Origin of the sequence: Shewanella sp. Sh95, assembly GCF_001308045.1 — a bacterium.
Taxonomy (GTDB): Bacteria; Pseudomonadota; Gammaproteobacteria; order Enterobacterales; family Shewanellaceae; genus Shewanella; species Shewanella xiamenensis.
In genome coordinates this window covers 14,628-33,374 of sequence record NZ_LGYY01000044.1, presented here as the reverse complement: position 1 = coordinate 33,374, position 18,747 = coordinate 14,628, and the positions used below count along the sequence as shown (strand labels likewise).

Here is an 18,747-nt window from a genome sequence, read left to right as displayed (position 1 = left end):
TAGGATATTGGCTTCGCGCATCTTGTTGTCCAAGTGTAGTTTTTAGCGAAACCATTTGATCATGCAACAAGATGCGCTTCCACCCTAATTTGATGATTTATTTGTAAATCATCAGGGGATTCTTCAGCGTTATATCTTAAAAAACCGGAACGTATCGAAGCGTTGCTGATGGTGATGACCTGTAGCCTGATGATTTATGCGGCGCTGGAGCACCGGATCCGGCAGGGCTTAGTAGAGCAGAACCGGAGTGTGGCGGACATGAAAAAGAAACCCACGCAAAAACCGACTGCGCGGTGGATTTTTTTACGCTTTGGCGGGGTGCACGAGTACCAGTTGGGAGAGGCGCCACCTCAAGTCACAGGACTCACAGTGGACCAGCAGATCATTCTCGACGTGTTAGGCGAACGGTATCGGCAAATTTATTCCTAAATCAGGTGCGGAAAGTCGGATGACTGACTATCAGGTTGCAGATAATAATTTAGGATTTGATAGTCTGTTAAGTCGTGTTCAATTAAACTGATGTTAGTCATTTCTCCTTCAAAAGATAATGCGTTATTGGACATAGCCTTTAATACATGGTTATCTGTTAAAGGGATAATTTGCTGTTGAACTTCGATTTCATCGCCATCGATATAACATTTTAGCTTATGATATTGGTAGCTGATGGATAACAAATGCCAATAATCATCATTTAAGCCACCTGACATCGAAGTCATCTCAATCGATAATAATCGACTATTAACAACCGATTCAATATTGCCAAGTACATTTATCTTCACAATAAAGCCCGTATGATTAAACTCACAACAATATTGAAATACTAGCCCTCCATGTTGGTTTTTTATCCAAGCTTGCCAAGTGAAAATATCGAGTGTTTTCGTGCCTAATAAAACGACTTTAGCCGTATTTTCTGATGTTTCTTGAGCGAGGTCTTGAACTAAGTTATTCGAGCTAAAACAGATATTTTTTGAGGTTTTCATGGGTGACATCCTTGTGGTTATGTCATGCATAAACCTTTGGTTTTATTTCAGACAAATATCATCACAGTGAGGTATTAATTCTATCGCGACCATCGGCCTTGGCGCGGTAAAGCGCGGTATCGGCGGCGCATACCATGGCGAGTGAGGTACGGAACTGGCCATTGACTTCACTGGCAATCCCTTGGCTGGCACTTACCGATACATAATCCCTGAGCCCTTGGTCAGTAAAACGAATATTATTAATCCCTTGCTGAATTTTTTGCGCTATGGTCAGCGCCATTTTGGCATTGTGATTAGGTAGGATCAGCGCAAACTCTTCGCCGCCGTAACGGGCCGCAAGACCGATTTCGATAGGCACAATAGTGGCGATCACTTTGGCAATTTTTCTAAGGCATTCATCACCTTGGATATGACCAAACTGATCATTAAACACCTTAAAATAATCCACATCGATAATGACTACGCTGATAGGACGCAGTTTGGCGGTGCATTCTTCCCAGTGTTGTTGCAGCATTTCATCAAAATAGCGACGGTTCGCCAGTTGGGTGAGGGAGTCGGTCGCGGCGAGCTTACGTAGTTTTTGGTTTTCCGCCTTATGCTGAGTTAAATCGTGCATCACCATCACAAATACGGGGTCATGGCTGGGAATAAAAGAGATGGATAATTCAACATCTTTGGCCTTGCCTGAGGCACAGATCAGCGTGGTTTCCTGCGCTGGGTGCTGCACGGGTTGACCACAGTTGGTGCCTAATTGCACATCGTGGCTCAGGAGATTGTCATAGCGCGCTTGATGATGTTCAGTCAAAAAATTGCGCCAGTCTTGGCCCTTTAAAGTCGCCTGCGGGCAATCGAGCAGCTCAGCACTGCGCTGATTGCACGAACGGATAAAGCCATTGGCATTCACTAAGATCACGGCTTCGGTTAAATGTTGAATAAAGAGCTCAATTGTCTCGAGGGAAGAATGCTCGAAAAAGTTCAGCGGTAGCTCGGCACTCTTTGCAGGTTGAGTTGCGGGCAATGCAGCATCATCGACAATAGATAAGGCGGGTTGTTGGCGTGCCAGTTTCGGTGAGTTTGTCATTGTTATCTTTCTCCGTGAACTTTAATCATCTGCGCTAGGCGCTTTTCTGAGGATGACTTTATTCTGGCGGAAGAAAAGATACCTTCTGCTTACCTTCTGGTGTAATTGTTTGATTTTAAATGTTTTAAATTTTGCCTTCTGAGTCGTTTTGTCTGCAATTAGGATCATGGTTAGCTAGGCGCTTGTTTACATCTCGCAAAATTGGGACTAAATAGCCCCCAATCTTAAGCATTAAGACTGAGTCGAATATTTGTTGTTGGGGCAATTTAACGCAGTGTAAGTCCATTAATTTGCTCGGGATGTAGTGCTTGGCTATGGGATTTTCCTCGGCACCATTTGCCACCTTGCTTGTGTTTAAATGCACACATTGCATCCCATCGACCGCTTACACCACTGTACTGGCGACGAAATTCCTTGGCTGAAAGTAACCAGGCATCGGATGCAATCCCTAACTCATTAAGCAACTTAGGTCGTAGGTTATCGATAAAGCCTTTTTTATCATGGCGGATGGCGCGGCCAGTCCAATCGATAAGCTCAAGATAATCGGCAAAATGAAAGGGGATGCCCGTTTGCTGATGGATATTCGTTGCACCCTCAAATTTTGCAAGGGATTTGTGTGGTAATGGTTGAGTGTTATCTACAGAGGGTTGGGTTATCAGTGGTGTGACGCTGTTAGGGGAAAGTGCATTTAGACGTTCTTGAATCGATGTAAAATCAGAGGATTGCAAAGAATCGGCAATCCCTGCTCGAATGGGGTTTAAATCTACGTACATCATACACGCCAGTAAAGCTTGCTCATCTAGTAACGCTTGGGATTTGAAACGACCTTCCCAAAAGGCGCCTTTACACTCATCTTCTCGATTGGCTTTACGGGCGATCTCTTCATTTAAGCATCGCATAAACCAAGAGATACTACTTAATCGCTCTTGCCACTCGGCAATTAAGGCATCGAGTAACATGCGTTCGCCGTCGATTAATGCATCACCATTCATATACTTAGTGGCAATGGCATGGCCTTTAGTGATTTGGCACCAGCGGCTGATAATATCTTTTTGCGTTAACGATTTGGCCTTCTCGACATCAATTTTAAGCACTAAATGGTAATGGTTGTTCATCACTGCATAGGCGCAAATGTCGATACAAAAGATGGTGGATAATGCTTTGATTTTATAGACAATCCAGCCACGTCTATGCTCATAACTGCGGCCAGTGAGTTTATCCTCACCGCACAGAAAAGCCCTTCTGACACAGCGATTAATCACATGATAGAAGGGTGTTGTATTGGCATCGATAAGCATTCTTCTGGCCGAGGTCATTATCCGCTCCAAACAGACAAGGTGAAGATAATTTAAAGACTAGTAGAAGAGGGGACAAAGCACAAAAAGACATGGCTGTCCCCGCTTTTAAGGCTGTAGACCTCAGTTTTTAGGATGATTGATAACTTGCGGATCTGGGCTTAACACAAGTAAGGTATTTGTTGTATTACTCAACACAAATTGGAATTTAGTGGTGCCTGGGGTTCTATCTAGGTCAACAAGTTGCACTAACATACCATCGCTGCTGATGGTGACTGCATCAACAATTTCATCAAACGGGGTCACAAAACCTACACCGACAAATTTTAGCCCTTTACCGGTTTGGTCATTGAGCAGGTAAGTTACAGTACCCGCTTGAGTAATGGTCACATCACCTGGGCACTGCTGCCCGTTTGCATCGGTATAGATAAATACAGGTTCTCCATTTTCTAGGGTGACATTCACTTTAATAAATTGTGCAAAGCCTTGTGGTGCCGTCATGTTTATTTTCCTTCTGTGGTTAGAATCGAATATTTTTAATATCTTTTTTTTCTAAAAAAAGAATAAGTTCTTTATGTGTATCAAGTTCCCCTAAACAATCTAGCGATTTTGCATAGGAAATCATAAATATTGGGTCTTTGTTTTTTTCAGTAAAAGGCTTTATTTGTTGTTTTACCTTTTTACATAACTCGATGCTGTAAGGTGATTGGCCAAGTTTTTTATAGATGCTAGCTTGTAGTAACTCACTTATAGCAAGGTTTGCTATGTAGGTGATTTCTTGATTAAAATCGTTTACTAATTCTCTATATGATTCGGTTGCTAATTTTGCATGTCGCAAACTCTCATTTAAGTTCCCAATATTTAGCATGAGTTTTGCTTCGGATAAGAAGATTTTTGCAGAGATATCTTTGTATGTTGAGGACTTGACCAATAAAGATTTGTCATCAAAATTGATGTTAGTTGATTTTTCAATTTCCAAATATTGGCTTTTGCTTGTGCTTAATTCAAGAAGTTGTGAATAAGAATAATATTTTAATCTTTTCCAACGCTCATTTTCAGGGTCTTGTTTAAATGCAAACTCAATAGTAGCAAGTCCCAAAGAGGCTTTATTCAACGCTTCTGTTAGGCGACCTTGATAACTTAAAAGTGTGGCGATGTTTTGATAACTTCCTGTGAGCCTATCGAGCAAATAAGGTTGTTTTTCAAGATTTTTGGTTGCCAAGGTTTTTTGTATTTCCTCATGGATTTGGATAGCCGTATTTATATCTCCTTGTGATACAGCTGCGCTGGCTAACCAAGAACGAGTATCGGCCACATCGGCAATCAGTTGGCTATCTTCGGGGGCTTTGGCCAGTGCCAATAGCTTTAATCGTAATGACTCCTCAAAATCTTGCTGCGCGTTAGCAAATTCCTGTTGGTTTATGGAAACAGAACCCAGCGAGTTATGGGCATAGGACAGCTCCATCAGCGCATCTTTATCCTCTGGCGCTAGGGCATACATGGTTTGGCTATAGGCTAAGTACTGCTCGAAGAACGGGCGCGATGCGGCCCAATCACTCACATCATATTTAAGCTGTCCCAACCAAAAGGCATTGGCACCTAAGGTTTTTAGTAGGGCTAAGTTGTCTGGCTGCAATTCGAGCAGCGGCAGCATTTTTTCCTGCGCGGCGAGTAGGGCGCTGCGGGCTTCATCGATTTTATTGCGTGAATAGGCGACTTCGCCCATGGCCTCTAAGGTCTGCCCATGTTGGAAGCGGGCATCGAAGCTTAAGTACTTCTCATCGTCTTGGCTGGAGAAATCCGTGAAATATTCCAATGCCTTATTACTGATGCCATCGAGTAAGTCCATCCGGCCGATGCCGCGCATCTTATCGGCGAAGTCACCCACCATAAACCCGAGTAGATCTTCGGCGGCGAGGCGTTTTTGCTGGGCCAGCTTTTCGGCTTCGATACTGCGAACACTCATAATGACCGAGGTTAAGGTGAGTACGCACAGCAGGGCGACTGTGATGCGTCTCGTCCAGCGCAGCATAGTGGCGCGTTTGCTGGAGGCGGCAATAAAGTCGGTTTCCCGCTCGTCTAAGTCAAATAAGGGATTTTGCCTAAGGCTTTGGGCCTCTTTTAAGGGTTTACCCTCGGCCAGCAAATAGGCGCTGTGTTTGGCTTCGCTTAGCCAGCGCTGGGATAAATGCTGTAGTCGGCTCTTAATACTGAGGCTGTCGTTATGTTCGCTGATCCACGCCGTCGCCCTTGGCCAGCGGCGCAGCAGGGCTTCGTGGGCGATGCTAAAACAGGGTTCACCATTTTGCAGATGGGACACAAATAAGCGGCTATCGACCATGGCTTGCACTAGGGCGGTTTCGGCCGCGCTTTGCAACTGCGACCAGCGGGCGGTGCGGCTGGTGATGGATTTTTCATCCTCACGCAGGGTGACTAACAGGGACAAAATCCGCGGCAGACTGGCTTTTTCGGCCTCAGTTAAATGGGAGATGGCCTGCTCGGCATTTTTACCGATAGCGCCTTCGATGCCGCCCAAGGTGCGATACACAGAGACCAATAGTTTGTCATCGTCACTGCGTTGTAAATACAGCGCCTGTAAGGTGTATTGCAGCATGGGCAGCGCATCTGGATTGCTGGCGGCATCGCTACAGAGCATTTCATCGAGCGGCATGGCGGTGTCGCTGTCAATGTCCCAAGTTAAATTGGCGGCAATCGCCGGCAGGCGGATCATTTGCAACAGCTCGGTGCGCGTGGGCGGCGCTAAGTCGAAATGGGCACCGCGGGCTTTGCCCGCCATCAGGCTGGGGTAATTGACCAGCAACGGATAAAAATCGTTGCGACAGGCACTTAGAATCAACACCGCATGGGAAGTGGCAAGACGCTCTAACAACTCGATAAAGGCACTGCGCTCGGCGTCGCTAAACAGCGGCGATGATAATAGCACCTCTAATCGATCGATAAATAAGCTAAAGCGTGGCGTCGCATAAGCATGATTTTTAAGGCTTTGTTTGCATATCTCGACAATGCTCTGCGGATCTTGCTCAAGCTTGGCTGCAAGCGTATCTGCGCTCATGCCCTCAAATACTGGGGTGTCGTTTAGTTCCCAGTCGAGCATGGCGCTAGCCAAATCGGTGAGCAGTTGTCCCTTGCTGACATCGGCAAAATCGAGGCTGCTATAGGCCACAACCCCAACGCCATTAAAGCCATTGGCGGCCATGAGGTTAGGCAATACGCCGGCATTAATTAAGGAGGATTTACCGCTACCACTGGGGCCTAAAATTAAGCAGAAGGCGCGGCCAAAATGGATTTGCTGGCTAATGCGATTCAGCAACGTGCTAATTTGTTCGCTACGGCCGAAGAACACGTCGGCATAGTTGGCGCTGTAGGCTTGCAGGCCTGGAAACGGCGAACCACCTTGCCAAGTTTGTGGCGTGGCGCTGGCCTCGTGGCCGACGGGAAAGCGCACCTCGGCTAAGGTGCGATAACCACGTTTGCGAATGGTCTCAATGTAACGGGATTCGGTGGCACTATCGCCTAAGGCGCGACGTAACTGGTTGATAATCTTATGCAGTGGATTGTCGCCCGTGTCGACCCCAGGCCAGCAATGGCTGACAATTTCGTCACTGCTGACCACTTCACCGGCGTTTTGGCAGAGAAATAACAACACATCCATTGCCTTAGGTTCAAGTTGTTTAACTTGTTTACCAAGGAGTAGGCTGTTGGCGCTGGGATTGACTTGCCATTCACCAAAAAAAAATGTGCTGTCACTCATAGGATTTCCATTGCTTGAGCATCGACTAAGGCGGAGGAATCGCGGTGCCGTTAGCCATTGTTATTTTTATATTCCATTTGCATATGTTGCTATGGGGTTTTGCGTCAAAACATTGGCATTATGCCTAGACTCCTTGTTATTTAAAAGAAGTAAGCTTTTATAATCAATGTAAATTTTATCTTGAAATTGTGACAGCATGTTGTGCTGATACCCATGTGTTGTCACAGGGTTGGGGGATTGCGCGATAATTGCACTTTCGCTTGGGTAAACGCTTGGCTTGGCAGCACAAACTCGGATGACGGGTAAAAAAAGAGTGCCCAAGGTGGGCACTCAAAGCGGTTGGGAAGGGAGAAATAGGTTAGGCTAAATTGAGTTAGCGCGTAAGCACCAGTGCGTTGGCCTGAAAACTTAACCGTGCCATTTGCCCTTGGTCTTGCAGCTCTAGCTCGTTGAGTTCAAAGGGCGGTTGTAGACCGGAGGCTTGGATAAGTTTGGGGTCAAACATCAGCTTGAGTTTGGGGGATTCGGGCGTTAACCAAGTCGCCGCTTGGGTGCGCATGATCGCGACCTTTTGGCCCTCGGCATTGGTGCCCGTGAGCACGCCACTCAAACCAAAGCGTCCCGCCTCGGCGACAGTTAGCTCAAAGTTGACTTGATTTGGCACGCCTTTATCCCAGATGGTCAATACTTCTGGTTTGATGCTGGCGGAATTGACATAGGACTTAAAGGCGGTTTTCACCGTGCGCAGCACTGGGCGGCCATCGACTTGAGTCTGGACTGTAACTTCGATTTCACTCAGCCCCGCATTGCTGCTGGCGAGGGGCAAGTCTGCGGGCACTAAAGCCTGCCATTCATCCCCCTGTTTCACCATGGCCAGCGCTTGCTCTGTACCATCGGCTTGTTTGAGTTTGGCCTTAGGCGCAAATTGATTATCGCTTTGGCTTAAGGCGAGTTTTACCCCAACCGTTTGGGCATCGGCCGCAATTGCGCTGGGCGCCTTGATGCTTAGTTGATAGGGCGAGCCTTTTTCCTTCACGTTGACCAAATAGTTCGCCTTAGCGACCAAGGGCTGGCTGACTTGTAGGCGATATTCTCCGGCCGTGGCTTTTTCAGACATTTGCAGGGCGCTGGAGTCATCGGCTAAGCCTGCGCTTGCTAGGGCGTCGGCGCTCACCAGCGATTTAACCAAGGATTCCGTGGCTTGCGGACTGGCGTTTTTCCCCTGCGGCGTTTGGCCTATCCGCTGAATTTGCACCCGCTCGGGGGCAACGGCATCGGCATGCATTAAGGCGCCTGTGCTGACATCGCCACGGGGCGCAATCCGCACTAAGCTGCCCGCTTGGCTTAAGTTGAGCTGCACGCCAGCATTTAGCTCGGCGCCGGTGACATTTAGCCAATACTCATCACTTTGGCTTGCCTGCTCAAGCACGGGTTGACTGGCTTGGTATTCACCATAGAGCGGAGTGATAAAGCTGACGTAATCGGTACTGGTATTAATTGGCGCGAGAGTTGGCGAGGCGATATTAGTATCGACAAGGTCGCTCTGCGTCGGCGCGGCTAAGGTTAAGCCCTTGGCATACATTGGGCTGGCTTCTTTTTGTGGCTCAGGCGTGGGTGAATCATCCTGACAGGCACCGAGCAGGCTAGCAAAGATGACCAAGCTGACCGCTTTGCTTAAGGTGCGGAGTGTAAAAGGTGGCATAGTGAGCTCCTTAAATATGATTGCGGATCAGCGTGTCTAAGTTAAAGCAGGCACGGCGACTCTGCTGATGGCTTAACGGTTCTTGGCCTCGGGTCTTTTGTTTATCGGTGAACCAGACTGTGCCTGCGGCTTTTTGGGAGCTGCAATTTAAGAAGCCGTCGGAGCAGCTATCGAGCCAGTTTTGGGTGGTTTCGAGGGCGACCTGATATTGATAGCCAGCGCAGTAGCTGTCGCTGTCCCAAATGGCGGAATCCACATCCGAGCCGACAACCACCTCGAAGGGCTTACCTAAACTCGGGCGACCCGAGGTGCCATAGAGCCAAGTGTTGTTGTAGTTTGCCATCCAGCCGACTTGCTGCTGTTTGACTGCATTGCTGCCATAGCCTAAGAGCCAACCTAGAGTCGTTTCGAACACATTGCCTTGATTGACTGCATCGGCCAGCGGCGTGCCGCCACTCGATGGCGCGAGGGCGATGACTCTGGAGGTGGCTTTGATCACCGCAGGATAACGGCTGTCCCAGGTGGGGTTTGATAAAATCCAGCGCACCACATTACCGCCATTAGAGTGGGTGAGCAGGATTAAATCATCAATATTCTTCGCTTGAATAAAGCTATTGAGCTGAGTGGCGAGGCAACCCGCGGCGGCTTCTTCCCACATATATTGGTCGAAGTCACAGTTGATGACAGTGTAATTATTGGGGACGGGTATCCCTTGGCGCACTGAGTTAACAAATTCCGAAGTCCAATAGTCGGCTAACGCATTGGTTTGTTTTCCGGTTCCGTGAACAAAGGCGATACCTGTTGCGGCAAAAACCGCGGGACTGACAGCTAACAGACCCAAGAGCATTAAGGTGTTTTTTATCTTCATGGGTGTTTCTCATCTCTAGTGATTGAGCGCGGCCTTACAGTGCATTGCAATCGTGAACATTAATCAGGTGTCTGTGTCGATTGACATCGCTGCACTCTGGTGCAAGGCAATCTTAGGCTGGTTTTAAGGAATGCTGCGCAGTAAAACCACTGGGAGTAAAAGTTCACAAGCTGAGTGACCTTGCTATGGTGGACAGGGTAGACTCTTACTCTGGCTTATTAACCTAGTCGCAACATTTGGGGCTGGCAAGCAAAAATTCGCTATACAATTTAATGACATAGCGACAATCTTTTGACTTTGTTTTAATATGACCTAACCGACAGCTAATTGCTTGATCAGTAAACGCTAATAAAACGTATAGCGTATTTAGCCGTTTGAATTGGCTGGGATGGCTCAAAAATTATTTTTACTGTAACGTTTTGGATCGTTATTGGTTCTATAGCGTTTTCACACTTATTGGGAGGCACCTTTGGCCATCACACAACAGGAAATGAGCCGCTGTTTAACCGAACTCAATTGCCGTAGCAATTTTTCGGTGAAGAGCATTACCGAATATATGTTGCCAGGTACTAAGGAAGCCTTTTACCTGCATATGGATGGCAAAACGCCGCAACTGATTATTCGCCCCGCGTTTGAGATATTTTCGGGTGAATTTACCACCTTAGCAGGCGTGCATGCTAAATATGACTATTACCACAGCGCGGAAATGACGCGATTTCCCAAACGTTTACATAAAAGTCTGACTGAAACCCACTATGGATTGGCCTTTAGTTTTGATTCCATTGAGTCGGTGCAGCAATTTATTGAGCGTTTAAGCGCCATCGTTAAAGGGACTTAGGATTTCATTAAAGCTAAATATCAGCCTTAAAATTGGTTTTAACCGTCTGATATCTTAGGCTTAAGCCTTTTAGGTTAAATTCCTCAATTTTAATCAAAATGAGGAATTTAACTGCTGCCTTTTCCAGCAGCTTTTCAGTATATTCATCAGTAGATGAATTCTGCTGGAGTGGCTTATGTCGCTTATTCCCCGTCGACCAAGAGGTGTGGTTCCCTTTGCCGCCCAACCTGGGCAGTCCATGACTGCGGGTCGCCCGAAAGGCAACTCTGATGCGCGTCAACGGCTGATCGCCGCCGCGGTGACGCTCTTTAGTGAACGCAGTTATCCCACTGTTTCTACCCGTGAAATTGCCCGTGAAGCCGAAGTGGATGCGGCGCTTATCCGCTATTATTTTGGCTCTAAAGCTGGCTTATTCGAGCAGATGGTACGGGAAACCCTCGAGCCTGTGATTGGGCGTTTGCGTGAAATTTCCAGCGCTCAAGCACCCAATGATATAGGTGAACTGATGCAAACCTATTATCGGGTGATGGCACCTAATCCCGGATTACCCCGATTAATAGTTCGTGTGTTGCAGGAAGGCGATGGCACCGAGGCCTATCGAATTATGTTGTCGGTGTTTGAGCAAATTCTGTCCCTCTCGCGCCAATGGGTCGAGTCGGCATTAGTGAATGCGGGATTACTCAAAGAAGGGCTCGACCCCAATTTAGTGCGCCTGAGTTTTATCAGTTTGATGGTGTTTCCGCTGATCGCGCCCCCGGTTTTAATGCGTCAGTTTGGCCTGTTTAGTGCCAATGCTGCGGATTTACAACGCTTAGCATTGCACAATATGCAGGTGTTTACCCAGGGTGTATTACGTGAACCTAGGAGTGAATGATGATTTTAACCAATAGGTTAACAGTGATGTCGGTTATGGCGCGGCGACTTTCCCCTCAAAGATGGGGCAAGATGTTGGCGAATCTTTTGGGCGCGGCATTGTTGCTGCAATTGACGGCTTGCGGTGATGAATCCCCCCGCGTGCTGGGCACAGTCGAGCGCGACAGGTTAACCCTCACCGCACCCGTGGGGGAGCTGATTAATCGGATTAATGTGGTCGAAGGCCAGCAAGTGCAGGCGGGGGACGTGTTACTCGAGCTGGATAGCACTGCCGCTAAGGCGCGCTTAGGTCAACGTCAAGCCGAGCTTAAGCAAGCGCAGGCCAAGTTGGAAGAAGCCGTGACGGGGGCTCGCTCGGAAGATATAGATAAAGCCCGCGCCGCCCTCGATGGTGCCAATGCCAGCGTGAAAGAGGCGCAGCAGAATTTTGAGCGCACGCAGCGGTTATTTAAGACTAAGGTGCTTAGCCAAGCGGACTTAGATGCGGCGCGCGCGGCGCGTGATACCAGCCTTGCCAAGCAAGCCGAAGCCGAGCAGAGCCTAAGACTGCTGCAAAACGGCACCCGTAGCGAGCAACTCGAACAGGCCAGAGCCGCAGTCGAGGCGGCCATGGCTGGCGTGGCGCAGGAGCAAAAAGCCCTCAAGGATTTAAGCCTAGTGGCGGCAAGACCCGCAGTAGTGGATACCTTACCTTGGCGGGTGGGCGACAGGGTGGCCGCAGGCAGTCAACTCATTGGTTTATTGGCAATTGAGCATCCCTATGTGCGGGTGTATCTGCCAGCGACTTGGCTCGATAGGGTCAAGGCGGGTAGCCAAGTGAAGATCCTTGTCGATGGCCGCGCGCAACCTATTGCTGGCACAGTGCGTAATATTCGCAGTCAACCGGCTTACACCCCTTTTTATGCCTTAAATGAACGCGATAGGGCGAGACTGATGTATCTCACCGATATCGATATTGCACCTGAGGGAGAGGATTTACCCACGGGAATGGCTCTTGAGGTACAACTGCCATGAGCGCTCAACAGGCTTCAGTGCTATCAGTCGCTGGGACATCAGCGGCAGAAACATCAAGCACGGTTTCTGAATTTGCTATCGAAACCCGTGGTATGACCCGTGCCTTTGGCGGCATCAATGCGGTCGAAGATCTCGATTTGGCGATCCCTAAGGGCACGATTTATGGATTTTTAGGCCCCAATGGCTGCGGCAAATCCACCTCTATTCGGATGTTGACTGGGTTGCTTAGCCCAACCTCGGGGGATATTCGGGTACTGGGGGAAACCTTGCCCGGCGCCGAGGAAAAACTGCGCCGCCGCATTGGCTATATGACGCAAAAATTCTCCCTCTACGACAACCTGTCGGTGCGGGAAAACCTCGAGTTTGTGGCGCAAATTTATGGGCTAAATCGCCGCCAAACCAAGGCGCGTTTGGCCGAGCTATTAAGCCTTTACGATTTGGCGGGGCGCGAGAAGCAAATGGCGGGTTCCATGAGTGGTGGGCAAAAGCAGCGTTTAGCCTTGGCCGCCGCGACCTTGCATCACCCCGAGCTGTTATTTCTCGATGAGCCGACATCGGCGGTCGACCCTGAAAATCGCCGCGAGTTTTGGGAACGGCTGTTCGATCTCTGCGCCCAAGGCACCACGATTTTAGTCTCGACCCACTATATGGATGAGGCCGAGCGTTGCCATGGTCTGGCGATTTTAGAGCGCGGGATAAAACGCGCCGACGGCTCGCCGCAACAATTAATGGCCGCCATGGGCGCGCGGGTGATTGAAGTATCGGGGGAAGATTTACGTAAGCTTAAACAGTCGCTTATCAGCGATGCCAACGTGTTATCGGCGGCGCAGATTGGCAGTCGTTTACGGGTATTAGTGCAAAGTTCGATTGCAGATCCGCTGGCTTGGTTAAGCCCAAGGGTTGCTGGGCGGGCACTGACCGAGGTGCGCCCAAGCCTTGAGGATGTGTTTGTGACTTGTACGGGCGGACGTGCCCAGCTAACGCCGCCAAACGGCATTCAGGCCACGACAGTGGAGGCTCAAGATGCTACGTAGAATTTGGGCCGTGGTGGTCAAAGAACTCAGGCAGTTATCGCGGGATCGCATGACCTTCGGCATGATAGTGATGATCCCCTTAGTGCAGTTGATGTTGTTTGGTTATGCTATCAATACCGATGCGCGCCATTTGCCCGCAGGTTTAGTGAATTTAAGCGACTCCGCCTATAGCCGCGCCTTGGTCAAGGCGGTAGAAGCGACTCAAGTAGTTGATTTTAAACATCGCTATTTGAGCGCCGCCGAAGCGGATGCAGCTATCACTCGGGGCGAAGTAAAAGCTGTGTTGTATTTAGGCGCCGATCTCGACGAGCGTTTAGTGCGGCATCCGGCGTTTGCAGGGCAGACCTATTTTGCCGAGCCTGTCGGTCAATGGTTGGTGGATGGCTCGGATACTGTGGTCGCCTCCACCATTCGCAGTTTAAGGCAAATGCCGCTGGATGAAATTGCGGGCAGGGCGGTCAAATCCAATCCCCCCAGTTTTGAGGTGGTGCAATACTTTAACCCTGAGCAACGTTCTGTGGTGAATATCGTCCCTGGTCTCTTGGGGGTGATTTTGACTATGACCATGGTGATGTTTACCTCGGCCGCGATTGTGCGCGAGCGAGAACAGGGCAATATGGAGTTTTTAATCACCACACCTGTGAGGCCGCTTGAGCTAATGCTAGGAAAAATCACGCCTTATGTGTTAGTCGGCTTTGTGCAATTGGCGATTATTCTTAGCGCTGGGCATTTGCTGTTTGCCGTGCCGATTCGCGGCGGTTTGGACTCGATTGCGTTGGCGGTCATGTTGTTTATCTGCGCCAGTTTGACCTTAGGCCTAGTGATTTCGACCATAGCGAAAACCCAGTTACAGTCGATGCAAATGACGGTATTTATCCTGCTGCCATCGATTTTGTTGTCGGGTTTTATTTTCCCCTACGAGGCCATGCCCGTAGCGGCGCAGTGGATTGCCGAGGCGTTACCCGCGACTCACTTTATGCGCATGTCCCGCGCGATTGTGCTTCGGGATGCCGAGGTGAGTGACTTGCAATTTGATGCCTTGTGGATGATTGGTTTTACCTGTTTGGGGCTGCTGGTGGCAAGCCTGCGCTTTTCTAAACGTTTGGATTAAGGGGCTGACTCACGCTTTAGGCGCGAGTTTTGATTTAACGCAAATTATGCGTAAAGATTTGGACTAAGTAGTTGAAATGGATGTTAGTTACTTTAGAACTCGCTTACACTGCTGCTAACAAAATGTTCCTTTTATGTGATGGCTTAGTGTGTCCCTTCGCGCGATTTATGCAGACCGATTTGTGTAAATCGATACCTGAGGTTATCAGCTCAGTGAATGTGAAGGCCTATTCGGCTGAGCAGCGCGATGCGTATCAACGTTGCATCATACACAAAAGGAATAGAGATTTAGCTTAGCGAAGGAATTCTGTATGCCTGCGATTGTGTGTCAAAGTGCCCTCGAAGCGGTTTCACTGATCCAAAGTGGCGAAACCCTGTGGACCCATTCCATGGGCGCAACTCCAAAAGTCCTATTAGATGCGCTGGCAAAACATGCGCTCACCCTTGAAAATCTCACCTTATTACAGCTACATACCGAAGGTGCTGAATCCTTAAGTCATCCCGATTTACGTGGGCATTTGCGCCATCGCTGTTTTTTCGGTGGGGTGCCTACAAGGCCGTTATTACAAAGTGGCGATGCCGATTATGTGCCGATTTTCCTCTCTGAAGTGCCTAAACTGTTCCGCAGCGGCGAGCAAAAAATTGATACTGCGATTATCCAAGTGTCGCCGCCGGATAAACATGGCATGTGTTCCTTAGGAATTTCGGTGGAGGCCACTTTAGCCGCCTGCCAAGTGGCGGGTAAAATCATTGCCCATATTAATCCACAAATGCCCCGCACCCACGGCGATGGCTTTATCCATATCGACCGTTTTGCCGCCGTGTATGAGCAAAGCGCCAGTTTACCTATCCATTCGTTTGCCACTGGCGATGCTGTGAGTCTGGCGATAGGGAAAAATGTGGCTGAATTAGTCCGCGATGGTGATTGTTTGCAGATGGGTATTGGCGCGATTCCCGATGCGGTATTGTCCTGCCTGACCGAGCACAAAGACTTAGGCGTGCATACCGAGTTATTTTCCGACGGGATTTTGCAATTAGTTGAAAAGGGCGTGATTAACAACAGTAAAAAGCGCTTTTACCCCGGAAAACTGGTTACCGGTTTTGCCTTAGGTAGCCAGAAGTTATACGACTATGTGGATGATAATCCTGCGGTTATCTTTATGGATATCGAGCAAGTTAACGACACGTCTATTATCCGTAAAAACCCCAATGTAATGGCGATTAACTCGGCGCTGCAGGTCGATCTCACTGGGCAAGTGTGTGCCGATTCCATTGGCACTAAGATTTATTCGGGCGTGGGTGGCCAGATGGACTTTATCCGCGGCGCGGGGCTGTCCGAAGGTGGCCGCTCTGTGATTGCGCTGCCAAGTACTGCGGCGGGAGGTCGAGTTTCTCGCATCGCTAGCGTGTTATCTCCTGGGGCGGGGGTGGTAACTACCCGCGCCCATGTTCATTACATAGTGACCGAGTATGGCGCGGCGAACCTGCGTGGCCGCTCGCTACGTGAACGGGCACAGGCCTTGATTAATATCGCCCATCCGGATTTTCGTGAGCAACTTTGCCGCGACGCCTTTGAAGTGTGGGGATTAAGTCTCTAGCCTTGTAAATCATGGCGTTATTACTTAATGCCTATTGCTGTGTTGTTATGCCTTTCAATGCTGAGATGAAGAAGCGTAAAGCGAGAATTTATTCAAGGAGGCTTTTGAACTGAGTTTAGCTTGTATTCTTGCTTCATATACCAACAGCCTTCAACTCACTCTTAATGTAAAAAATCAGCACAAGTGCTGATTTTTTACATTGAAATAAGCTTTGTTAAGCTTATTTGCCTGAGCAACCATAGGTGGTGAGGTAAGTATCGGCCGCTTTAGCATTGACGATACCATAACCAAAGTAGATATCTTTACCTGCTGCGCCCGCATCCATTGCGGTTGCTTTTAACGCTTTGCGAATTTGGGCTCCAGTACATTGAGAATGGTTAGACCACACGAGTGCTGCAATACCCGATACCGCAGGGGTTGCCATCGATGTTCCGCTCATAAAACCATAGTCAACTGCGCCAATCGAGATCGTCGCATTTTGTGCGGCAACAAGGCGAGCTCTATCTTCAAGCGCTGCACCTACTGCCGGAATACTGGTGGCATTAGTATCTCCCAAAGTGCCGTAGAGCATACCGGCGGTGTTATTGATCAGAATTGCACCCACGCCACCAGAGTTTTCGCAGTTAAGTACTTTATCATGGAAGGAGATCACACCGCGGTCGATCACACAGATCTTACCGTTAGCGCTAGAGTCTACTGCTTGAGCTGTTCCCATAAAGTAAGTATTGCCCGTGGCTGAACCAGCGTTTTCCATCGCTGAGGAGACTACATTCGCGCCATCGACGCTTAAGGTTGATGCCGTTGCCATCCCAGCTGGGTAGGTTGAGAGTGTATCGACACCGCCTGCGGTGACTTCGACACAGATACCGTCATCATTGACAGCTTTTTTACCGCGACCACTTAAACAGCTGGGATATTGAGAGAAATCGGCAATCTTATTGTTCGCATCGTTAGCGCCGATCATCATGACGGATGGATATCCCGCAGGGTAAGATCGTACTGAATTACCGTCATTACCAGCAGCGGCTACCACTAAGCCTCCGGCAGCAGTAAAGGCATCAAAGGCATTCTTTTCGGTATTGTTTGCCGCACCACCACCTAAGCTCATGCTGATAATCTTAGCGCCCGCATTGCTACATTTGTTGGCTGCATAGGCTAAATCAGATGAATAGCCCCAACCCGATGCATTGAATACTTTTACGATGTGCATAGGTACGCCAGGTGCCATACCGACGACACCAATATTATTGTTGGCGGCGCCAATGGTGCCCGCAACGTGCGTGCCATGTGGGCCACCATTTTGGAACCAATTTCCTGTACCTGAATCGTTATCGCCAGTAATGTTGTTCCAGTTAAAATCGGGGTTTGAGCTATCTAATCCTGAGTCAATAATACAAACCTTCATGCCTGCATTTGGGTTAAAAGTCACTTGGTTTGCACGGGATTGATATACCGCATATGGCGTGACTTGTTGGGTCATAGGATTACCCGCATCATCGTTATACAGCGCCATAGGATGACGACGAACGTCTTCTTCAATCAGGGTAATATGAGGATTATTTAATAGGCCTTTGACTTGGGCGAGATCTTTACCTGTAAAAGTTGCAGCAATAAATTCATCCCCTTCAAGATTTATTTCACCACCAAGCTTTTTAGCGAGTGCTTTAACAATACCTTTATGGCCTTCTTCGACTTGAATGACATAACGATTGTCATCCGCATGGGCTTGGGTAATAACGCCTACAGATACGGCAATAACGGCACTGGCGATTTTGGTTAATTTCATTGTGCTTGCTCCATTTGTTATCAAGGTTATAAGACCTAAGTGACACGGAGCATCTACTTGCGCTCCTATGCGCAGACGAGAGTCTGCTGACTTAAGCGAATTCAACCTAACACAGGAAATTGTTTTTAACAAATAAATTACAAATGTAGCAACTTGTAAACATTTGAGCGGTAAGCAAAGGGTGACAATGAGCGCAGCGTTAATAACTAAGCCATGCAGGGGGATATATTGGCTAATTTTATTTAAGTTATTTAAATATATTTATTTTTTGTTGATAAGGCCTTGGGGTTAGGGTTTGTGACTGCTTGGTTTGCACTGCTCGCCAAGCAAATCTCACTTCATGATTTGATGGGTTTTATACCAATAATTACCAACTTTAGTGCGGTAAAGGTCGTAACTTCTGGGGTTTCTTGCAAAGTTTAATGGCTGTGATCATTCTCTTTGAGTTGCAAATCAACTTTAACAATAAGAGCAGAGCCGAAGTTTATATCCACAGCAGTAATGTTGAAGATGAGTATCTGTTTGCGCTAAAAAAGCCTATGAATGGCGTATCAATAGCGATAAAAATCGCCGCTATGGCAATAAGAAATGGAGCATACAAATCCTTTGATTGGGCTCAACTCGACACTAAAAGTAAACAAATGCTAAAAACCATCGGGCTGGATAAGGTCGACTTAAAGTCAGCTATACGACGAAATTTGAAATAATGTTGTGTCGTTAGAAAATCTCTATGCCATTAGATAACACGCTTGTTACTCCGTTCAAAGCCACACTAACACGTTGAAGTTGAATAGTA

Annotated in this window: 15 protein-coding genes and 1 pseudogene; 8 read left to right on the top strand and 8 right to left on the bottom strand. The window is 48.2% G+C overall.

Annotation, left to right across the window (positions count from 1 at the left end; all coding sequences use genetic code 11):
- Nucleotides 1-120: 120 nt before the first annotated feature.
- A pseudogene (locus AEA42_RS03515) lies at nt 121-429 on the top strand (IS1634 family transposase); the annotation flags it as partial.
- Here the strand turns inward: AEA42_RS03515 and AEA42_RS03510 are convergent.
- The 7 genes from AEA42_RS03510 to AEA42_RS03480 all read right to left on the bottom strand — a co-directional run bounded on the left by AEA42_RS03510 (nt 426) and on the right by AEA42_RS03480 (nt 9,698).
- Nucleotides 426-980 carry a LamG-like jellyroll fold domain-containing protein gene (locus AEA42_RS03510; protein WP_055646974.1) on the bottom strand — a complete coding sequence of 185 codons (555 nt, stop codon included), beginning with the start codon at nt 978-980 and terminating at the stop codon, nt 426-428. The pseudogene AEA42_RS03515 and the gene AEA42_RS03510 sit on opposite strands and share 4 nt — an antisense overlap.
- 61 nt (nt 981-1,041) lie before the next feature.
- Entirely contained in the window at nt 1,042-2,061 is a 1,020-nt protein-coding gene (locus AEA42_RS03505; protein WP_055646973.1) for a diguanylate cyclase, read from the bottom strand.
- Nucleotides 2,062-2,327: 266 nt separating this feature from the next.
- Entirely contained in the window at nt 2,328-3,377 is a 1,050-nt protein-coding gene (locus AEA42_RS03500; protein ID WP_055646972.1) for a transposase, read from the bottom strand.
- A 102-nt stretch (nt 3,378-3,479) separates the two neighbouring features.
- Nucleotides 3,480-3,857 (bottom strand): DP-EP family protein, encoded by a 378-nt coding sequence (locus tag AEA42_RS03495; protein WP_055646971.1) that lies wholly within the window; start codon nt 3,855-3,857, stop codon nt 3,480-3,482.
- A 19-nt stretch (nt 3,858-3,876) separates the two neighbouring features.
- On the bottom strand, nt 3,877-7,128 hold the full coding sequence (locus AEA42_RS03490; RefSeq protein WP_055646970.1) for a winged helix-turn-helix domain-containing protein: 3,252 nt from the start codon (nt 7,126-7,128) through the stop codon (nt 3,877-3,879).
- A 373-nt stretch (nt 7,129-7,501) separates the two neighbouring features.
- Nucleotides 7,502-8,830: a DUF4785 domain-containing protein gene (locus AEA42_RS03485; protein ID WP_055646969.1), complete on the bottom strand. Its 1,329-nt coding sequence runs from the start codon at nt 8,828-8,830 to the stop codon at nt 7,502-7,504.
- Between the two features lie 10 nt (nt 8,831-8,840).
- Complete coding sequence (locus AEA42_RS03480) at nt 8,841-9,698, bottom strand: hypothetical protein (RefSeq protein WP_037431013.1); 858 nt, start codon at nt 9,696-9,698, stop codon at nt 8,841-8,843.
- A 490-nt stretch (nt 9,699-10,188) separates the two neighbouring features.
- Between AEA42_RS03480 and AEA42_RS03475 the strand changes: the two genes are divergently transcribed.
- From AEA42_RS03475 to AEA42_RS03450, 6 genes are all read left to right on the top strand, one after another.
- Nucleotides 10,189-10,536, top strand: coding sequence for a hypothetical protein (locus AEA42_RS03475; RefSeq protein WP_055646978.1), 348 nt, complete (start codon nt 10,189-10,191; stop codon nt 10,534-10,536).
- Nucleotides 10,537-10,711: 175 nt separating this feature from the next.
- Entirely contained in the window at nt 10,712-11,410 is a 699-nt protein-coding gene (locus tag AEA42_RS03470) for a TetR/AcrR family transcriptional regulator (RefSeq protein ID WP_055646968.1), read from the top strand.
- On the top strand, nt 11,410-12,423 hold the full coding sequence (locus tag AEA42_RS03465; RefSeq protein ID WP_082389601.1) for an HlyD family efflux transporter periplasmic adaptor subunit: 1,014 nt from the start codon (nt 11,410-11,412) through the stop codon (nt 12,421-12,423). Before AEA42_RS03470 ends, AEA42_RS03465 begins: the two co-directional genes overlap by 1 nt.
- Nucleotides 12,424-12,515: 92 nt before the next feature.
- Nucleotides 12,516-13,457 (top strand): ABC transporter ATP-binding protein, encoded by a 942-nt coding sequence (locus tag AEA42_RS03460; RefSeq protein WP_055646976.1) that lies wholly within the window; start codon nt 12,516-12,518, stop codon nt 13,455-13,457.
- Nucleotides 13,447-14,568 (top strand): ABC transporter permease, encoded by a 1,122-nt coding sequence (locus tag AEA42_RS03455; protein ID WP_055646967.1) that lies wholly within the window; start codon nt 13,447-13,449, stop codon nt 14,566-14,568. The genes AEA42_RS03460 and AEA42_RS03455 overlap by 11 nt, the downstream gene beginning before the upstream one ends.
- Before the next feature lie 310 nt (nt 14,569-14,878).
- Nucleotides 14,879-16,165, top strand: coding sequence for an acetyl-CoA hydrolase/transferase C-terminal domain-containing protein (locus AEA42_RS03450; RefSeq protein ID WP_055646966.1), 1,287 nt, complete (start codon nt 14,879-14,881; stop codon nt 16,163-16,165).
- A 220-nt stretch (nt 16,166-16,385) separates the two neighbouring features.
- Here the strand turns inward: AEA42_RS03450 and AEA42_RS03445 are convergent, their stop codons facing one another.
- Entirely contained in the window at nt 16,386-17,951 is a 1,566-nt protein-coding gene (locus AEA42_RS03445) for a S8 family serine peptidase (protein ID WP_055646965.1), read from the bottom strand.
- Between the two features lie 422 nt (nt 17,952-18,373).
- On the opposite strand from AEA42_RS03445, the gene AEA42_RS03440 reads away from it, so the two are divergent.
- A complete protein-coding gene (locus AEA42_RS03440) occupies nt 18,374-18,658 on the top strand; it encodes a hypothetical protein (protein ID WP_055646964.1) in 285 nt (94 codons plus the stop codon).
- Nucleotides 18,659-18,747: the final 89 nt, after the last annotated feature.

Coding starts and splice junctions, on each gene's coding strand:
- AEA42_RS03490 (WP_055646970.1), bottom strand. CDS start 7,128: ATGAGTGACAGCACATTTTTTTTTGGTGAATGGCAAGTCAATCCCAGC.
- AEA42_RS03500 (WP_055646972.1), bottom strand. CDS start 3,377: ATGACCTCGGCCAGAAGAATGCTTATCGATGCCAATACAACACCCTTC.
- AEA42_RS03445 (WP_055646965.1), bottom strand. CDS start 17,951: ATGAAATTAACCAAAATCGCCAGTGCCGTTATTGCCGTATCTGTAGGC.
- AEA42_RS03460 (WP_055646976.1), top strand. CDS start 12,516: ATGACCCGTGCCTTTGGCGGCATCAATGCGGTCGAAGATCTCGATTTG.
- AEA42_RS03455 (WP_055646967.1), top strand. CDS start 13,447: ATGCTACGTAGAATTTGGGCCGTGGTGGTCAAAGAACTCAGGCAGTTA.
- AEA42_RS03440 (WP_055646964.1), top strand. CDS start 18,374: ATGGCTGTGATCATTCTCTTTGAGTTGCAAATCAACTTTAACAATAAG.
- AEA42_RS03510 (WP_055646974.1), bottom strand. CDS start 980: ATGAAAACCTCAAAAAATATCTGTTTTAGCTCGAATAACTTAGTTCAA.
- AEA42_RS03470 (WP_055646968.1), top strand. CDS start 10,712: ATGTCGCTTATTCCCCGTCGACCAAGAGGTGTGGTTCCCTTTGCCGCC.
- AEA42_RS03450 (WP_055646966.1), top strand. CDS start 14,879: ATGCCTGCGATTGTGTGTCAAAGTGCCCTCGAAGCGGTTTCACTGATC.
- AEA42_RS03465 (WP_082389601.1), top strand. CDS start 11,410: ATGATTTTAACCAATAGGTTAACAGTGATGTCGGTTATGGCGCGGCGA.
- AEA42_RS03485 (WP_055646969.1), bottom strand. CDS start 8,830: ATGCCACCTTTTACACTCCGCACCTTAAGCAAAGCGGTCAGCTTGGTC.
- AEA42_RS03505 (WP_055646973.1), bottom strand. CDS start 2,061: ATGACAAACTCACCGAAACTGGCACGCCAACAACCCGCCTTATCTATT.
- AEA42_RS03480 (WP_037431013.1), bottom strand. CDS start 9,698: ATGAAGATAAAAAACACCTTAATGCTCTTGGGTCTGTTAGCTGTCAGT.
- AEA42_RS03495 (WP_055646971.1), bottom strand. CDS start 3,857: ATGACGGCACCACAAGGCTTTGCACAATTTATTAAAGTGAATGTCACC.
- AEA42_RS03475 (WP_055646978.1), top strand. CDS start 10,189: ATGAGCCGCTGTTTAACCGAACTCAATTGCCGTAGCAATTTTTCGGTG.